This window comes from Clostridium fessum, from assembly GCF_003024715.1.
Classification (GTDB): Bacteria; Bacillota; Clostridia; order Lachnospirales; family Lachnospiraceae; genus Otoolea; species Otoolea fessa.
On record NZ_PYLO01000002.1, the window covers coordinates 158,632 to 175,921 of the forward strand.

The window sequence follows — 17,290 nt, forward strand, 5'->3', positions numbered from 1 at the left end:
GCAATAGAAGCTCATTTTCGGAGATTTAGATTAAAGTATCGCAGCACCTTTTATCATCTCTGAAATCCCTTGAAAAATAAGTCTTTCGGAGCGCCTAATGCGTAACATTCTGCTCCAGCCCCATTTCCTTTATCACTTGCTTTGCATTATCCGCTTTATCACTGGGTACAATAATTGCAATCCTATCATCAATACCTCTGCCCATGCCATAACGTACAGACGCAAATCCGGCATCTCCTAAATCCTGTCCGTATGCCATAATACCGTTATCTTTCAATGTACTTATTATCATTTCCGCCTGCATATTTCCGTCCGCTATAAATACATTTACAGGCTGTTGCTCTTTAACCAGTACAGTCTCATTGTCCGGCATACTTTTTTCTCTTCTTTTATGATTGAAACAAGCCAGTATTCTCAATACCCCAAAACCAACTATGGCAATTCCCACAAAAAATATAAGTGCGCTATGAACCGCTTGAGACGTTGTTGCGCCTAATCTGATATAGCAAATAACCAATGCCACCGCAAATACTCCGGCACATATCACAGCTATCAACGCATCTGTAAATGGCGTACTTTTGAATCTGGAACCAGTCTCCCAAACTCCATTATAGGTCATCACTCCAATATAAGCCGCTCCACCAACAAGTAAAACAGCAGTTTCTCCTGCCACAATCGCCAATTCTCCCACCATGAGAAGCTGAATAATTATCACAGCCGCACAAATAGCAAAGGTTAGACCAAATGCAATATTTCCGGCTTTTGTTACCCTCTCTTTTTCCAGTTTGTTATAGTCTGCCACTTTAGATAATGTTTCTTTCAATTCTTTATCCATACTCTCGCTTTTCCTTTCTCCGTCCAAAATTTCTTTCACTTCTACATTATAGAACTCTGCCATTTTGATAAGGATACTTAAATCTGGCATATTGGTTCCTGTTTCCCACCGAGAGATCGTTCTTCCCGATACAAGAAGAATTTCTGCAAGCTGTTCTTGTGTTAATCCTCGTTCTTTACGAAGCACCTTTAAAAATTCTCCTATCTTTTTCGTATCCATTCCTTTCCCCTCCTTTCACTTGCACATTACCATAAATGTCTACAGCAAAACACGACACAAAGCGAGAAATGCCCTATTTTCGCCATTAGACACGATTGTCTAATTAAATTTTCTCATACTGCAAGGTCATTTTACCAGATACCTGCTCAATTATCCATGTAATTTTAAAAACAAATAGCAAATCCCCACCAGCCAGTCAAGAGTAAACTGAACGACTACGCCGCTCTTGACTAACTGGCGGAGATTCGCTTCATGGCAGCTAAGAGGGCTTTAAGCAGCCCTCTGCCTGTCAGCGGGCTTCCCGATTGTATTTTCTCCTTATAGCCCGTTTCTGCTCGGCTTCTATCTGTTCCTGTTGCTTCGCCCGGTTAATAACAGCGTTTACCTTTTCAGAGCCGACCACCGCCTTTATACGTCCAAAATCTGCCGCCACTATCCGCAGTTCCCTGTTTTCGTCTAAAACTTCTTCCAGCCTGTTTGTCAACCGCTCGTTTCCGCTCCGTTCCCTGTTATAAGCCGCTTGCAGCTTCGTAAATTTGTTTGAAATATCCAGATACGCCGAATAGATAGAGCGCATAACTTGAACCATTTTCACTACAAGAGGTTTCGCCTTTTTCTCCCGGTATGATTTTGCAGATTCTACAACCGCCGCTTCTGGAAGCGTCTGCTCCGGATCTGCGGAAAAATCTGCCGCCAGCTTCTCCATGTTCTTAACCATAGGGGCAAGTTCATTCATGCGTTTCTGGTATTTATCCGCCTGCTTCTGCGCTTTCTCTGCTTCCTGCCGGGACTCCTGTAAATCTTCCTGCAAGGAGCGAATCTCATCATCAACCTGTAACAACTGTTCATGCAAATCTTCGTTGATTTCTTGAAAAGCGGCATTTTCTTCCTGCAATTTCGCTTTCTTCGCTTCCAACTCTGCAACTTCCTTTGCCCTCTCCTTTTTCTCAAAATCCAAGACGGATAAATGCTTTTCATGTGTGCCTTTCTTCTCCCATTCAATCCCATGTTCCAGCATGACAGCGGCAAGCTGTTCTTTCTCATAAGCCACCCACTGATTTAATTCTGTTTCACGTCTTGTACCGCCTTTAAAGCCGAGAGCAGATAACGCCTGTTTCAGTGATACTCTTGTATCAAGCCCCCGCTTGCTTCCTGTCGTATACGGTACAAAATCTATGTGCAAGTGGGGCGTTGCTTCGTCCATGTGAAGATAGGCAGCAAATACTCTCAAAGTGAGATTGCGCTGCCGGAAACCTTGCATATATTCATCAAGTACCTTTGCCGCAAGCTGTCCGTCCTCTGTTTTTGCCCCCATATTGTCCTTATCGCCTATCTGCACAATGATTTCATGGAATGGTTTTTCCTGCTTTCCACGCAGTATTTTATTGTAATAATCATCAATCCGGCGGTCACTTCTGGTCTGTTTCTCATTGTACCGGGCAAGTGCTTCATCAAACCATTCGTGATATACGTCTTTAACATTTTCGTTGCAGTATTCCACGTTCAGACAACTTCGCTCCGGGTCAGTATTCTTTGCATGGAATTTTCTGCTGTTATGGTTGACAGAGCCTTTTCCTGTCATAAAGCTGATCGTTCGCTTCAATCAATATCCTTTCTCCCTGTCCGGGTAATCAGCGCCGGATACGGCGCATAGGCTTTGTTACTTTCGCCGAAAGTAACGCAAAAGCACTTTTGACAGCCGTTCCGTCCATCAAAAGCTGCCTTTGCGCTCTGCCGAGGGCTTTTCCGTCCTACGGACGGAGCGGCTGTTCCCGCCGCTTTGCTTCCGCCGCCATAGCTTTTCGGATAGCCGAAAGTACGTTTTCCACCGTACATTCCTCCCATCCGGCAAGCCATACCAGCGTCCGCATTTCTGCCACAGTCAGTTCCACATCTCCAAAGATTTCGTTGAGTGCAGCAATCCTCCGGGCTTCACTTTCGTATAAATATTTGTTCACGTTCCGAGTTCCCCATTCTGGCTGAATTATCATTGAATCACACCTTTCTCGTTGTCTTCTATCCACAGGAGCGTAACACGCTCCTGTCTATTATCAAAGGAAAACTACCAGCGGAAGTTGTCCGACACTCCACGTTTTTCCAGATATTCCTGTCTGGCTTTTTCCCGTTCTTCCTGTGTGGGCGCAGTCTTATATTTCGCATATAATTCATGGCGCACCAGCGAATCCAATTTCTGCTCCAATCCCTGCCGGATTTCATTCAGACAATCATCATCTTCCATTAGATGATAGCGGAGCAGAGATACAAACAATTCATAAGGAATTTGCACGTTTTTCATCACTTAATCCTTTCTGCGTCGGTTTGCGTCGATAGCGTCGATATTTTCTATACCAGCCCTCTGTAAAAAATACCGTCGCAACCGACGCATATCGTCGCTTTTACTCTCTCGGCTCAAGCCGTTTCAGAATAATCTTCCTTTCATGCCCCCGCTTATTGTCATAGAAAATTCCATAATCATTAAGCAACTGGCTATTGACTACATTCAGCTTTCTGGAAAGCACGTTTGCCTGTATCTGCATATCCGGCAACTGGCTCACAAGTTCTGTTGCTGTCCCCTCCCATTCCGGCTTATCTTCTGTCAGAAAATTGTTGATTGCTTCCAGCAGGGGATTCGGCGGCTGTTTCCACAGTTCCGTTTCTGCCTTTTTGAATTTCCAGACGCAGCGCTCCCGGTCAAACTCTATAGTCAGTTCCTGATCCGGCTGGTCACGCCCCACTATATCCATGACCGCCTCATTGTCAGTGCGCTTTTTCTTGTGCATGATAAACGCCCCGTCTGCCGCTCCAAGCAGCCCGTTCGTACCGGAAATCATATCAAAGCTGTCCTCGGATTCCAACTTGCGTGTGTGATGAACCACCAGCAGGCAGATACCGTATTTATCGCTGAACGACTTTAACTTTGTCACAATCTCGTAGTCGCTGGAATAGCTGTACCTGTCCCCACCGACCTCACGCACTTTCTGGAGCGTGTCAATGATAATCAGCCTTGCGTCCGTATGCTCTTTCAGAAATTCCTCTAATTGTTTGTCTAAGCCCTCATTCAAGGTCTTTGCCTGTGTCGCAAAGTACAGGTTATCCGCACATTCCACACCGAACATACCGGAGAGCCGCCGCTGAAGCCTTGCATAATCATCTTCCAGTGCAAGATACAGCACCGTACCCTTTCGGACAGGATAATCCCACAGCGGAAGCCCCATTGCCACATGATAGGCAAGCTGTCCCATAAAGAACGATTTCCCAACTTTCGGCGCACCTACAAAAAGATAAGTGCCGCCATAGAGAAACCCGTCCACAACCGGCGTTCTCGGCGGGTAGAGTGTATCATACAGTTCCGTCATGGAAACGGTTTGAAGCCCGCCGCTCCCGGATTTCTCCGGGTTTTGTGCGGCTTGCAGATTGATTTGTGCTGTTTCATTTGCTATAATTTCATTGTAATTTTTTAATTGCGGCTGCGCCCCATCTGCGCCAACAGATGATACGGGAGCAGTCGTTTTCATTTTTTCTGTCATTCATCTTCTCCTTTCAGACCGTCTAATGTAATTGCGATTACCTGCAACGTGTAGAGCAGTTCGTCATTGTCCGGGCTTAATGCTTCCAATCGCTTCAATTCCTCGTAGATAGCCGCCATTTGATTTTTCAGAGCCTTATACACCCTCGGATTGCCCTGTACTACTACGTCCCGGCACAGCAGCCGCCTTGTGATATAGTCCTGCTTTGTCAAACCCGACAATGCCACCAAATCGTTAAGCAGCTTCGCTTCTTCGTCCGATACCCGGAACGCTACTGTATGATTGCGCCACCGCCCTTTATAATCAAGTGTTCTTTCCATTTGCGTCCTCCTTTGTCATTCGCTCCATTTCCAGTTTTTCTGCCATTTCCGTCTGCACCGTAGGAAACAAGTGGGCGTAGCGGTAAGTGATTTTCTCCGCTTCATGCCCCATACGATCCCCAATCGCCAGCACTGAAAATCCCATGTCTATTAACAGGGAAACCGCACTATGCCGGATGTCGTGAACGCGAATCTTTTTTACGCCCGCCTGCTTTGCCCCTCGCTCCATTTCGTGATTGAGATAGGATTTTGTGACCGTAAACAGCCGCTCGTTCGGCTGAATGTCGTAAAGCATTTTGATATATTCCTGCATTTCCTCACAGAGAAATGGCGGCATTTTGATTGTACGGTTACTCTTTTTCGTTTTCGGGCTTGTGATAATATCACTCCCTTTAGATCGGTGAAATGTCTTGCTGATTGTGACTGTCTGCTTCTGGAAGTCAAAATCAGCCGGAGTAAGCGCCAGCAGTTCGCCGGAGCGGATTCCACACCAGTAAAGCATTTCAAAGGCATAATAGGAACGGGGCTTATCCATCATGGCTTCGGAGAATTTCAGATATTCCTCTTTCGTCCAGAAGTCCATTTCTTTCGGAACCTCATTTCCCATTGTGCCAGCCCGCCTTGCCGGATTGTAGGGCAGGTTATAGAAGTTCACAGCATGGTTGAAAATCGCTGTAAGCTGGGCGTGTATGGTTTTCAGATAATCCGCCGAATAGGGCTTCCCTTTCTCGTCCCGGTACGCCATGAGTTCATTCTGCCATGCGATAATGTCTTTTGCTTCAATCTCCGCTATCTCCCGATTCCCGAAATACGGTAAAATCTTTGTGCGGATTACATGGCTTTTGGATTCCCATGTGCTTTCCTTGACACGCTGTTTCTTGTCGGCTTCGTAAACCTCAAAGAAACTGGCAAACGTCATATCCAGCTTTGCACCCTGTTTCAGCATGGCTTCATGCTCCCACGCCTGTGCTTCCCGCTTCGTAGCAAATCCCCGTTTCTGGGTCTGCTTCCGCTCCCCTTTCCAGTTTGTGAAACGATAGATTACCCGCCACGTTCCCGTAGCATTGTCTTTGTATACAGCCATTCAAATCATCTCCTTTCCTCTTAATCGCTGTAACAGACCTTTTTATGAAAAAATGTAGCGTTCACACGACCAGCCACCGTCAAATAACCCTGTTTTTGTAATTCTGCGTTCAGTTCCCGCACAATCTGGTAGGCTTTTGACTTTGACACCCGCAATTCCGCTGCCACTTCCTCCACAGTCATAAATGATTTTTCTACCATTCGGTTATCCTCCCCTTTCTCAATTTAACTATTTTTGTTTAAGTTATATCCATAATACTAAATAAGTTCCGTTAAGTCAAGTGGTTTGCAGAAAAATCTTAACTCTTTTTATTTAAGTTCCTCTTGCTATTCCTATTGCACCATGTTATACTAACTTCAACAGAAATGGTTAAGTCAAGAATGGTTGTATCACTATAACTACAACGGAGGTTTTATTATGGCAATCGGCAAACGAATCCGCTTTTTCCGCAATCGGAAAGGCATGACGCAGAAGCAATTAGGCGAAATCCTCGGTTTTCTCGGAAAGACCTCTGATGTCCGTATGGCGCAGTATGAATCAGAAGCCAGAACGCCGAAGCAAGACCTTGTAAAAGAAATGGCACATATCTTTGATGTCAGCCCGCGAGCAATCACAGTCCCGGAGATTGACAGCTATATCGGGCTTATGCACACGCTCTTTGCGCTGGAAGATATGTACGGGCTGAAAATCGGAGAGATTGACGGAGAAGTGTGTCTGCGACTGGACAAGTCCACCGGCTCCACCTATTCCTCCATGTTTGATATGTTCCACGCATGGCAGGAACAAGCTGCCCGTCTGGAACAGGGAGAGATAACCAAAGAGGAATACGACCAGTGGCGGTATAAATATCCTGAATTAGATACCTCGAATCACTGGCATAAAGTAGTCCCCTCAAAGGAGTTAAGCGACTATCTCACAGAAGCCTTGAAAAAGGACACTGAATCCCAATAGAGCGTGTTATTTTTGTCTCGAAATACACAAAAAACCTTGCCGACTTTCAGCTTCATTTCTGAAAATCAGCAAGGTTTTTCTGTTATTGAAGTATTCTGTTATTTAGTGAGTGATACCCGAAATGTTGCCAAATCGTTGCCAGTGCTTAAACAAATTTGTTTGCATCCCGCATAAATAAAGGCTTTTTCAAGTTCATATCATCACTCAAACTCAATCGTAGCCGGCGGTTTCCCCGTACAATCATACAGTACGCGGTTTACACCTTTTACCTCATTGACAATTCGGCTTGTGACTTTTCCAAGTACTTCCCACGGAAGTTCTGCGGATTCTGCGGTCATGAAGTCGGATGTGAGGACGGCACGAAGTGCGATGGCATAGTCATAGGTTCTGACATCGCCCATGCAGCCTACGGAACGCATATTGGTCAGGGCTGCGAAGTACTGACCGAGTGTGCGGTCGATACCTGCTTTTGCGATCTCCTCGCGGTAAATAGCGTCTGCATCCTGTACGATGCGTACCTTCTCTGCGGTTACCTCACCGATGATACGAACGCCAAGTCCCGGACCCGGGAACGGCTGACGGTATACCAGATTTTCCGGAATACCAAGCTCCAGACCGGCGCGGCGGACCTCATCTTTAAACAGCATACGCAGCGGCTCGATGATCTCCTTGAAATCTACGTGTTCCGGAAGTCCGCCTACGTTGTGATGGGACTTGATAACAGCGGATTTTCCAAGACCGGACTCAATTACATCCGGGTAAATCGTACCCTGTACGAAGTAATCTACTTTGCCAATCTTCTTTGCTTCTTCCTCAAATACGCGGATGAACTCTTCGCCGATGATCTTACGCTTGCGCTCCGGATCGGTTACACCTGCCAGCTTATCGTAGAAACGCTGCTGTGCATTGACACGGACGAAGTTCAGCTTGTACGGACCGTTCGGACCAAATACTGCCTCTACCTCGTCACCCTCGTTTTTACGAAGCAGACCGTGATCGACGAATACGCAGGTCAGCTGGTCGCCGATCGCTTTCGCCATCAGGACGCCTGCTACGGAAGAGTCTACACCGCCGGACAGAGCCAGAAGGGCACGACCATTTCCTACTTTTTTACGGATTTCTTCGATGGATTTCTCTACGAACGCATCCATCTTCCAGTCACCTGCACAATGGCAGACACTGTATACGAAGTTATGCAGCATCTTGGAGCCTTCCTGTGTATGAAGTACCTCCGGATGTGCCTGGATGCCGTACCAGCCTTTTTCTTCATTTTCCATACCTGCAATCGGGCAGACCGGAGTATGGGCTGTCACACGGAAACCTTCCGGCATCTTGGAAATATAGTCGGTATGGCTCATCCAGCATATGGTCTTCGGGGATACACCCTCATACAGCTTAGATGTTGTGTCTACCTCTACCTCAGTCTTTCCGTATTCGCTGACCGGTGCTGTGGCAACCTCGCCACCTAACAGGTAGGACATCAGCTGTGCGCCATAGCAGATACCCAGTACCGGGATTCCCAGATCAAAGATTTCCTTTGAACATCTCGGAGATTCCTCCTTGTATACACTGTTCGGTCCGCCGGTGAAAATGATACCCTTCGGGTTCATCTCTTTGATTTTTTCCAGCGGCAGGGTGTAAGGATGAACCTCACAATATACGTTACACTCTCTTACTCTTCTGGCAATCAACTGATTGTACTGTCCGCCAAAGTCCAGTACAATGATCATCTCTTTCTCCACGAGTATTCCTCCTATAATTTTATGCTGCGATCCGTACTTCATCAACTTGTAGCTTCGAATCAACTTCCAGGATTTATGGTCACACGCTTGCACAACATGTGAACTGTAACAGTCATACTGCTACCGCAGGTAATCACTCCGTTCCAGCCCCATCGCCGCCAATCGAAAAATAACCGGTCGCAATCTGTTCAGCAGCTATACCACGTTCTCTTCCTGTCAATTCCTGTAACTTTTATTATAAAATACCCGGCAATTAAAGACAAGCCATTTTTACGGTATTTTCAGGCACTTTTTTCAGAAAAATGCTTTTCGATTCAATTCAAGTCGAACATCCGTGAGACTTGGCGCGTGATTCTGGTCAGCGAAGCATCGGCAAAATCCGCTACCAGTATGATATCGTACGGAATTTTCAGTGCGGAAAATTCCTATCCGCAAGTAAAAATGCATATTCTATGCAGAATCACTGCGCATCCTCGCGGAGCGTTTATCTCAATCGGAGACCTAACTCCCACTGAGACAAATTTGTTATTACTCGCCACCTAAAGAGGTGGGGGCTTCTCAACTGAGAGCAAAGGATGAGAATTATTATACTATTTGCATTGTGCAGATATGCACACCCTGCGCTTTCATCTCGGTAATTGAATTGCCGAGGATTCCCGCTTATTGTCCTAAACATTTAAATATTTCTTCACATACTTCCCCGTATACGATCCCGGCGTCGCTGCCACCTCTTCCGGTGTTCCTTTCGCAATCACGGTTCCGCCGCCCTCGCCGCCTTCCGGTCCGATGTCGATCAGGTAGTCAGCAGTTTTGATGACATCCAGGTTATGCTCAATGACAACCACGGTATTTCCACCATCCGACAAACGTCTTAATATCTCAATCAGACGGTGTACATCGGCAAAATGAAGTCCCGTAGTCGGTTCGTCCAGAATATAGATCGTCTTGCCGGTTCCACGCTTGCTCAGCTCCGTCGCCAGCTTGATTCGCTGTGCCTCACCGCCGGACAGCTCGGTGGATGGCTGTCCCAGGCGGATATAGGAAAGTCCTACATCGTAGAGTGTCGCAATCTTCCGGTGTATGGACGGCACATTTTCGAAGAAATTCATCGCCTCCTCGACCGTCATATTGAGGACATCATAGATGCTTTTCCCTTTATATTTGACCTCCAGCGTTTCCCGGTTATAGCGCTTGCCGCCGCAGACCTCACACGGCACATAGATATCCGGCAGGAAATGCATCTCGATCTTGATGATGCCGTCGCCGGAGCACGCCTCACAGCGCCCGCCTTTTTTATTGAAGCTGAAACGTCCTTTATTGTAGCCTTTTGCCTTGGCATCCGTAGATGCCGCAAACAGATCCCGGATCAGATCAAATGCCCCCGTATAGGTTGCCGGATTGGAACGCGGCGTCCGCCCGATCGGAGACTGGTCGATCGCGATAATCTTATCGAGCTGCTCGACGCCCTCGATGGATTTATGTTTTCCCGGAATCGTGTGTGCTCGGTTCAGCTTCTTTGCCAGCGCTTTATAAAGAATCTCATTGACAAGTGAGCTCTTTCCCGAACCGGAAACGCCGGTGACGCAGGTCATCACGCCCAGCGGGAATTTGACGTCGATATTCTTAAGATTATTTTCCGCTGCGCCTTTTACCGTCAGCCAGCCAGCCGGTTTTCTCCGCTCGGACGGCACCGGAATCTGAATGCGCCCGCTCAAATATGCGCCGGTGATCGATTTTTCATTTTTCATAATCTCTTCCGCTGTGCCGATCGCCACGACCTCGCCGCCGTGTTCGCCTGCGCCCGGACCGATGTCCACGATACAGTCTGCCGCGCGCATCGTATCCTCGTCATGCTCAACCACCAAAACTGAATTTCCCAGATCCCGCAGGTGTTTCAGGGTATCCAGAAGCTTGTCGTTGTCCCGCTGGTGAAGTCCGATACTCGGCTCGTCCAGAATATATGCCACACCGACCAGACCGGAGCCGATCTGGGTTGCCAGGCGGATTCGCTGCGCCTCGCCGCCGGACAGCGTGCCAGTCGCACGCGACAGGGAAAGGTATTCCAGACCGACATTGATAAGGAAGCTGATCCTCGCCCGAATCTCTTTCAAAATCGGCGCACCGATCGCCTGCTGCATCGGCGTCAGCTCCAGCGCATCGATAAATTCGCGGAATTTGACGATCGACATATCGGTCGCCTCGAAAATATTTTTCCCGCCAACCGTGACTGCCAGAGATTCCTTCTTTAATCGCTGCCCCTTGCAGGCTGGACACGGCGTGATCCGCATAAATGTCTCATATTCCGCCTTCATTGAATCAGAAAACGTCTCACGGTATTTGCGGTTCATGCTCTGAATCAGCCCCTCAAAGGCAATATCATAAATTCCCTCGCCACGCTGTCCACGGTAATACACCTTCACAACTTTGCCGCCGGTTCCGTAAATTAAAATATCATGGATCTCCTTCGGATAATCTTCAAACGGGGTATCCAGACTGAAATCGTATTCTTTTGCCAATGCATTTAAGATCGCGCCGGAAAAGCTCGTTTTGTCCGTGCAGGACTGCCATCCCATCGCCGTGATCGCACCCTGATTGATGCTCAGGCTCTTGTCTGGAATCATCAGATCCTCGTCAAACTCCATCTTATATCCCAGACCGAAACAGTCCGGGCACGCACCAAATGGGTTGTTGAAAGAGAAGCTGCGCGGCTCGACCTCATCCACGCTGATACCGCAGTCCGGGCAGGAAAAATTCTGGCTGAACGTCAGGGTATCGTGCTTTTCTTCGCCATTTTCATCCCGCACCGCCGTATCGGTCAGCATCAGACCATTGGAGAGACCCATGACCGTTTCAATCGAATCCGAAAGGCGTTTCTCAATCCCCGGCTTGACCACCAGGCGATCGACCACAATCTCAATATTGTGCTTGATATTTTTATCCAGCGTGATCTCCTCGGAAAGCTCGTATAAGCTGCCGTCCACCCGCACACGGACATAGCCGCTCTTCTTTGCCTGCTCCAGCACTTTCTCGTGGCGTCCTTTCCGACCGCGCACGACCGGGGCAAGAAGCTGGATCTTTGTGCGCTCTGGCAGCGCCATGATCTGGTCAACCATCTGATCGACCGTCTGACGGCGGATCTCACGACCGCACTTCGGGCAATGCGGAATACCGATCCGTGCGTACAAAAGACGCATATAATCATAGATCTCCGTCACTGTACCGACCGTCGAACGCGGATTCCGATTCGTCGATTTCTGGTCGATAGAGATCGCCGGGGACAAGCCCTCGATGCTCTCGACATCCGGCTTTTCCATCTGACCTAAGAACTGACGCGCATAGGACGACAGGGACTCCATATACCGCCGCTGCCCTTCGGCATAGATCGTGTCAAATGCCAGAGATGATTTACCCGAACCAGAAAGTCCGGTCAGGACGACCAGCTCATTTCTCGGAATATCAATGGAAATATTTTTCAGATTGTGCTCATTGGCACCTCGTATCTTTATATATTGCTTCGCCATATCTGTACCTCAATTATCATCGACTCTGCTCTGTTTTATCATGTCGCTGCTGACTTATTTTATAGTCATTATAGTCACAGTCTTCCCTGTAATTATGCTTAGTATAACACATTCCAAAAGTCTTTGCAAACATTTGTTCTGTTTGATAAAATTGAATCAGCTAAACATAGATATTCCTTGGGAATAGAAGTCAAACTTTTCATCAATTCTAATACAAAAAGGGCACCTCCGCCCGACTCCAAACCTAACATGGAGACCAGACAAAAATACCCTTTCGTCCTATTTCATTTTTTCACGCATTCATTTTATTTCACGATTTTTCGTTCCCCGAAGATACACCAGCCAGTACCCGCCTCCAATCACCAGCATCCCGCCGATCATATTTCCGATCGTAGCCGGAATCAGATTATTGAGAATAAAGGTTCCGATCGTCAGCCCTTCCGCTGCCAGACCATACTCGCCCATGATCATCAGCCCCGCCGGGATGTAAAACATATTGGCGATGCAATGCTCGAAGCCGCAGAGAATGAAAATCGCCACCGGCGGATAAAGCGCCAGAATTTTGCCAGATACCTGCTCGGAGCTCATCGCCGCCCAGACTGCAATACAAACCAGCACATTACAGAGGACCGCACGGCACAGCACCTCCGGCAGAGTCAGGGTCACCTTGGAAACGGCTGTATTCAGAAGAACCTGCGCCAGATCGCCGCCGTACAGGCTTGGAATATGCCCGTAGACAAATAAAACCGCCACAAAGATCGCGCCAATCAGATTTCCCAGATAGACAAACAGAAGATTTTTAAACAGCCCACCCACGGAAATCCGTTTCTGCAGCGCCGAGATCGTCATCAGGCAGTTCCCAGTGAAAAGTTCCGCCCCGGTGCAGACCACCAGCGCCAATCCTGCCGGGAATACGAGTGCCGAAGCAATCCGCGATGCCGAGGCATTTGTCATTGCTGCCGAGGCAACCGAAGCCCCCGCGCCTGCCAGCGCGATGAACATTCCGGCGAAAAAGCCGAGTATCAGCATATGAGACACCGGAAGTTCCGCCTTTTTTCTGCCCGTCTCCACATAATTTTCTGCAATCTGTTTCGATGCAATCATAGATTTTCCTCCCATCAGCCTTTCTATGTCCGAAATTCATTTTTCAAATTCTTCCTTTTATCTTCTGAATTTCCGAACCTGCCACATCGTTTTATAACCTTTCCTTCCATTTCAAACAGAAAAAGACGGTTTTCGTCCGATCTTTCTGTTCTATCCCTTTAAAATCTTTGACAAACAACCGTCTTTTCTATTATTTCTATATCATTTCTGATGTCGTCCTATCATCTCAAGCCGCCATCTGACATCACCTATCAAGGGCTTCCCTTATTATTTCATGTGACTACTTTTTGCAGCCCTCCCACAAATCCTATAAGTTCCCCTTCATTTTCCTACCGTTCCTCCCGGAAATAATTCTCGCCCAGATGCGCCGGGATATGTGCCCCTTTATTCTTACGCATCGACGCGATCACCAGCACCAATGCGGTGATAATGAACGGAAGGGCATCGAAAAATGCCGTTGGAATCGCATACGTGTTTTTCGGCACATAGTATTTCAGCACGCGCAGCGCCCCGAAAATAAAGGAACCGTAAATAACATTGATCGGCTTCCACGCCGCGAAGATAACGAGGGCAACGGAAATCCAGCCAAGACCGCCGACGCTGTCGCGCAGCCACACGCCGCCGTTGATGATCATCGAGCAATATGCGCCGCCGATACCGCAGATCGCACCGGATAGCAGGATATTAATGTATCTCCACTTTGTAACTTCGATACCTGCCGCATCTGCTGCGCCCGGATTTTCTCCGATCGCCTGCACATTTAAACCAACCTGTGTTTTATATAAGTAGAAACTCGTCACAATCGCGATGATGATTCCAAGATAAACGAACGGGTTATAGGAAAATAATAATTCTCCGACCACCGGCAGATCACTGAGTCCCGGGATGTGGATGTTACGCATCTGTGCCGTCACCGCATCCGGAAGTTTCAGGGTGCCGTTCTCTGATTTTTCCAGCATAAAGACGCCGATAAAATTGGCTAATCCGACGCCGAAAATCGTCAGGGTCAATCCCGTTACGTTCTGATTTGCCATAAATGTGACAGTCAAAACACCGTAAATCAATGCCGACAGCATTCCAGCCACCGCCGCAGCTAACAGCGCCGCAACAAAGTTATCCGTCTGATAGCCGACCATGAATCCGGCGCACGCGCCAATCGACATCATGCCCTCGACGCCCAGATTCAGGTGTCCGACCTTCTCACTCAAAATTTCGCCAACCGTGCCAAACAGGAAAGGCGTACCCGCCAATACAGCCGCCACCAGAAATTTAATTACGATCTCGCTGCTCATGCGCGTGTACCTCCTTTTCCGCGAAATACAAATTGATACCGGATAAACAGTTCACATCCCAGAATGAAGAACAGGATGATTCCCTGCAGCACATCCGCGCAGTCCGAGGACAATCCGAATGAAGACTGAACTACGCTGCTTCCTTTTTCCAGCACGCTGAACAAAAAGGTAACCAGCAGAATCACCGGCGGATTCAACTGTGCCAGCCATGCCACGATGATCGCCGTAAATCCGACCCCTCCGGCAACTGCCGTCGTCAGCGTGACATCCGAACCGGTCGCCTGCACCATGCCGCCGATGCCGCAGACAGCGCCGGACAGAAACATCGTCCGCAGAACCACTTTTTTTACATTCATGCCGGCATAGCGGGCTGTCTCCTGGCTCTCTCCCACGACGCTGATCTCATATCCCTGCTTGGAACGATTTAAGTAAACCGCTATCACTACCACAAGAATCAGCGCAATCACCCAGCCGAACTGGATGCCGAACACCTTATCGAGCGCCGCATTCTTATTGAAACGGGCAATCTTCGCATATCCCTGGGAACCTGGGTCACGCCATGCGCCCTCTCTCAAAAATACGATGACATTCAGCGCGATATAGTTTAACATCAGCGTAAACAGCGTCTCGTTCGTATCATACCGGGTCTTAAACCACGCCGGAATGAGTCCCCACAGACCTCCGCCGATCGCGCCTGCCAAAAACATCACGAGCACCAGCAGCCAGTGATTCCAGTTCGCATGGAACAGTGCAAAATACGAGGCAAAAATACCGCCCATAATGATCTGTCCCTCGGCTCCGATGTTCCAGAATTTCATTTTAAATGCCAGCGTCACGCCCAGCGACGCAATTAAAAGTGGAATCATGATTTTGACCGTCGCCTGTATCGCCATCTCGCTTCGCAGCGCTCCGGTTACAATCGTCTGATAAATGACAAATGGATTCTGCCCAATCAGCAGGATAAAGAATCCGCCTGCCACCAGAGCCAGCACGATCGCCTCCAGACGGAGGATCAATGTTTCTCTTTTTCCAAGTTCCGCCTTTTTTACAACGCGGATCCACGGTTCTTTCATGCCTGTTCCTCCTTCTTTTCGGATGCCATACTCTTATCCAGCCCCAGCTCGCCCGCCTCGGTACCGGTCATCATCAGTCCCAGCTGTTCTTTCGTGAGCTTCTTCGCATCCACGATACCCGTGATCTTTCCATGGCAGAGTACCATGATCCGGTCTGAAAGCTCCAGAAGCACATCCAGATCCTCGCCGATATAGACAACCGCCACGCCCTTTTTCTTCTGCTGGTTCAGGAGGTCGTAAATCAGATAGGAAGAATTAATATCAAGCCCTCGCACCGGGTAAGCCGTGATCAGCACCTGCGGGCTCGACTCAATCTCACGTCCCAAAAGTACCTTCTGGACATTGCCCCCCGACATCATACGCACCGGCGTATCAACGCCCGGCGTCACGATTCCCAGTTCTCCGATCAGGCGTTCTGCCATCTCCCTCGCCGGTTTCCGGTCTACAAACAATCCTTTCCCTTCCGAATAGGACTTGAGCAGCATATTATCAACCATACCCATTGAAGCAACCAGTCCCATGCCGAGACGATCCTCCGGCACGAAACTCATGCTGATTCCGAGGCGGATGATCTCCGCCGGAGTCTTACCAATGATATTTTCCTTACGGTACAAAATAGCGCCCTTTTTCGCGTCCATCAACCCGGTCAGCGTCTCGCAGAGTTCTTTCTGGCCGCTTCCGGCAACACCGGCAACGCCCAGAATCTCGCCTGTTTTAATCTCAAAAGAAATATCATCCAGCGCCACGCCGCCGTCACTCTTATCGACGGTCAGATCGACAATCTTCAAAATAGTCTCTCTCTTCTCCATCTCCGGGCGCTCGATATTCAGGCTGATTGGTCGTCCAACCATAAGCTCCGTAAGTTTCTTCTCATCACATCCGGCAGTTTCCACCGTCTCGATGCTCTTTCCTTTTCGCAGAATCGTGACACGGTCACTGATAGAAAGGACCTCATTTAATTTATGGGTAATAATAATAATCGCACAGCCCTGTTCCCGCATCCGGCGCAGGATTTTAAACAGCCGCTCCGTCTCCTGCGGCGTCAGGACTGCCGTCGGCTCGTCCAGAATCAGGATCTGGGCGCCTCTATATAATACCTTCAGGATCTCGACCGTCTGCTTCTCGCTGACCGACATGTCGTAGACCTTTTTCTCCGGTTCAATTTCAAGTCCAAATGACTGTCCAAGCGCTTCAATTTTTTCCCGCAACGCCTTTCTTCCCAGCCGTTTTCCCTTGGTTCCCAGCACGATATTATCCATCGCACTGAACACATCCACCAGTTTGAAATGCTGATGAATCATACCTATTCCTAAATTTCTCGAATCTACCGGCGAATTTATGGAGACTTCTTTTCCTCCAACCAGAATCGAACCGGCATCTGGGTGGTAGATACCGGAAAGCATGTTCATGAGCGTTGTCTTACCGGAACCATTTTCTCCCAAAAGTGCCATAATCTCGCCGTACCGGACGGTCAGATCAATCTTATCGTTCGCCACGACGCTTCCGAATGCTTTCGTGATCTGCCTACACTCAATGGCATACTGTTCTGTCATATCGTCACCTCAAATGAATATTTAACCAATTTTTTATCAATTTCCTAAAAAAGAAAAAAGAGGTGCCGC

General features: G+C 48.3%; 15 protein-coding genes. 1 reads left to right on the forward strand and 14 read right to left on the reverse strand.

Annotation, left to right across the window (positions count from 1 at the left end; genetic code table 11):
• Window positions 1-94: 94 nt before the first annotated feature.
• The 8 genes from C7U56_RS05790 to C7U56_RS05825 all read right to left on the reverse strand — a co-directional run bounded on the left by C7U56_RS05790 (window position 95) and on the right by C7U56_RS05825 (window position 6,185).
• Window positions 95-1,054 (reverse strand): helix-turn-helix domain-containing protein, encoded by a 960-nt coding sequence (locus C7U56_RS05790; RefSeq protein WP_008374019.1) that lies wholly within the window; start codon window positions 1,052-1,054, stop codon window positions 95-97.
• Between the two features lie 289 nt (window positions 1,055-1,343).
• Entirely contained in the window at window positions 1,344-2,636 is a 1,293-nt protein-coding gene (locus C7U56_RS05795) for a plasmid recombination protein (RefSeq protein WP_107000985.1), read from the reverse strand.
• Between the two features lie 169 nt (window positions 2,637-2,805).
• On the reverse strand, window positions 2,806-3,012 hold the full coding sequence (locus C7U56_RS05800; RefSeq protein ID WP_233430202.1) for a hypothetical protein: 207 nt from the start codon (window positions 3,010-3,012) through the stop codon (window positions 2,806-2,808).
• A 104-nt stretch (window positions 3,013-3,116) separates the two neighbouring features.
• Window positions 3,117-3,350, reverse strand: a complete 234-nt coding sequence (locus C7U56_RS05805) for a hypothetical protein (RefSeq protein ID WP_008374025.1) — start codon at window positions 3,348-3,350, stop codon at window positions 3,117-3,119.
• 100 nt (window positions 3,351-3,450) lie between these two features.
• A complete protein-coding gene (locus C7U56_RS05810; protein ID WP_107000555.1) occupies window positions 3,451-4,581 on the reverse strand; it encodes an AAA family ATPase in 1,131 nt (376 codons plus the stop codon).
• Window positions 4,578-4,901 carry a plasmid mobilization protein gene (locus tag C7U56_RS05815; protein ID WP_107000556.1) on the reverse strand — a complete coding sequence of 108 codons (324 nt, stop codon included), beginning with the start codon at window positions 4,899-4,901 and terminating at the stop codon, window positions 4,578-4,580. The genes C7U56_RS05810 and C7U56_RS05815 overlap by 4 nt, the downstream gene beginning before the upstream one ends.
• Window positions 4,885-5,985: a site-specific integrase gene (locus C7U56_RS05820; protein ID WP_107000557.1), complete on the reverse strand. Its 1,101-nt coding sequence runs from the start codon at window positions 5,983-5,985 to the stop codon at window positions 4,885-4,887. Before C7U56_RS05820 ends, C7U56_RS05815 begins: the two co-directional genes overlap by 17 nt.
• 20 nt (window positions 5,986-6,005) lie before the next feature.
• Window positions 6,006-6,185, reverse strand: coding sequence for a MerR family transcriptional regulator (locus C7U56_RS05825; protein ID WP_008374033.1), 180 nt, complete (start codon window positions 6,183-6,185; stop codon window positions 6,006-6,008).
• Window positions 6,186-6,402: 217 nt separating this feature from the next.
• On the opposite strand from C7U56_RS05825, the gene C7U56_RS05830 reads away from it, so the two are divergent.
• Window positions 6,403-6,936: a helix-turn-helix domain-containing protein gene (locus C7U56_RS05830; RefSeq protein ID WP_008374034.1), complete on the forward strand. Its 534-nt coding sequence runs from the start codon at window positions 6,403-6,405 to the stop codon at window positions 6,934-6,936.
• Window positions 6,937-7,136: 200 nt separating this feature from the next.
• On the opposite strand, the gene guaA is transcribed toward C7U56_RS05830, so the two are convergent.
• From guaA to C7U56_RS05860, 6 genes are all read right to left on the reverse strand, one after another.
• A complete protein-coding gene (gene guaA, locus C7U56_RS05835) occupies window positions 7,137-8,678 on the reverse strand; it encodes a glutamine-hydrolyzing GMP synthase (protein ID WP_107000558.1) in 1,542 nt (513 codons plus the stop codon).
• Window positions 8,679-9,346: 668 nt separating this feature from the next.
• Window positions 9,347-12,199, reverse strand: a complete 2,853-nt coding sequence (gene uvrA, locus C7U56_RS05840; protein ID WP_107000559.1) for an excinuclease ABC subunit UvrA — start codon at window positions 12,197-12,199, stop codon at window positions 9,347-9,349.
• A 300-nt stretch (window positions 12,200-12,499) separates the two neighbouring features.
• On the reverse strand, window positions 12,500-13,303 hold the full coding sequence (locus tag C7U56_RS05845) for a formate/nitrite transporter family protein (protein WP_181357187.1): 804 nt from the start codon (window positions 13,301-13,303) through the stop codon (window positions 12,500-12,502).
• A 329-nt stretch (window positions 13,304-13,632) separates the two neighbouring features.
• Window positions 13,633-14,595: an ABC transporter permease gene (locus tag C7U56_RS05850; RefSeq protein WP_107000561.1), complete on the reverse strand. Its 963-nt coding sequence runs from the start codon at window positions 14,593-14,595 to the stop codon at window positions 13,633-13,635.
• The gene (locus tag C7U56_RS05855) at window positions 14,592-15,668 is read right to left on the reverse strand and encodes an ABC transporter permease (RefSeq protein ID WP_107000562.1); all 1,077 of its coding nucleotides are present in this window, start codon (window positions 15,666-15,668) and stop codon (window positions 14,592-14,594) included. Before C7U56_RS05855 ends, C7U56_RS05850 begins: the two co-directional genes overlap by 4 nt.
• Window positions 15,665-17,221 (reverse strand): ABC transporter ATP-binding protein, encoded by a 1,557-nt coding sequence (locus C7U56_RS05860; protein WP_107000563.1) that lies wholly within the window; start codon window positions 17,219-17,221, stop codon window positions 15,665-15,667. Before C7U56_RS05860 ends, C7U56_RS05855 begins: the two co-directional genes overlap by 4 nt.
• Between the last annotated feature and the right edge of the window lie 69 nt (window positions 17,222-17,290).

Excerpts from the sequence above, each read along its gene's own strand:
- C7U56_RS05790 (WP_008374019.1), bottom strand. The coding sequence starts at position 1,054 with ATGGATACGAAAAAGATAGGAGAATTTTTAAAGGTGCTTCGTAAAGAA.
- C7U56_RS05795 (WP_107000985.1), bottom strand. The coding sequence starts at position 2,636 with ATGACAGGAAAAGGCTCTGTCAACCATAACAGCAGAAAATTCCATGCA.
- C7U56_RS05805 (WP_008374025.1), bottom strand. The coding sequence starts at position 3,350 with ATGAAAAACGTGCAAATTCCTTATGAATTGTTTGTATCTCTGCTCCGC.
- C7U56_RS05810 (WP_107000555.1), bottom strand. The coding sequence starts at position 4,581 with ATGACAGAAAAAATGAAAACGACTGCTCCCGTATCATCTGTTGGCGCA.
- C7U56_RS05815 (WP_107000556.1), bottom strand. The coding sequence starts at position 4,901 with ATGGAAAGAACACTTGATTATAAAGGGCGGTGGCGCAATCATACAGTA.
- C7U56_RS05820 (WP_107000557.1), bottom strand. The coding sequence starts at position 5,985 with ATGGCTGTATACAAAGACAATGCTACGGGAACGTGGCGGGTAATCTAT.
- C7U56_RS05825 (WP_008374033.1), bottom strand. The coding sequence starts at position 6,185 with ATGGTAGAAAAATCATTTATGACTGTGGAGGAAGTGGCAGCGGAATTG.
- C7U56_RS05830 (WP_008374034.1), top strand. The coding sequence starts at position 6,403 with ATGGCAATCGGCAAACGAATCCGCTTTTTCCGCAATCGGAAAGGCATG.
- uvrA (WP_107000559.1), bottom strand. The coding sequence starts at position 12,199 with ATGGCGAAGCAATATATAAAGATACGAGGTGCCAATGAGCACAATCTG.
- C7U56_RS05845 (WP_181357187.1), bottom strand. The coding sequence starts at position 13,303 with ATGATTGCATCGAAACAGATTGCAGAAAATTATGTGGAGACGGGCAGA.
- C7U56_RS05850 (WP_107000561.1), bottom strand. The coding sequence starts at position 14,595 with ATGAGCAGCGAGATCGTAATTAAATTTCTGGTGGCGGCTGTATTGGCG.
- C7U56_RS05855 (WP_107000562.1), bottom strand. The coding sequence starts at position 15,668 with ATGAAAGAACCGTGGATCCGCGTTGTAAAAAAGGCGGAACTTGGAAAA.
- C7U56_RS05860 (WP_107000563.1), bottom strand. The coding sequence starts at position 17,221 with ATGACAGAACAGTATGCCATTGAGTGTAGGCAGATCACGAAAGCATTC.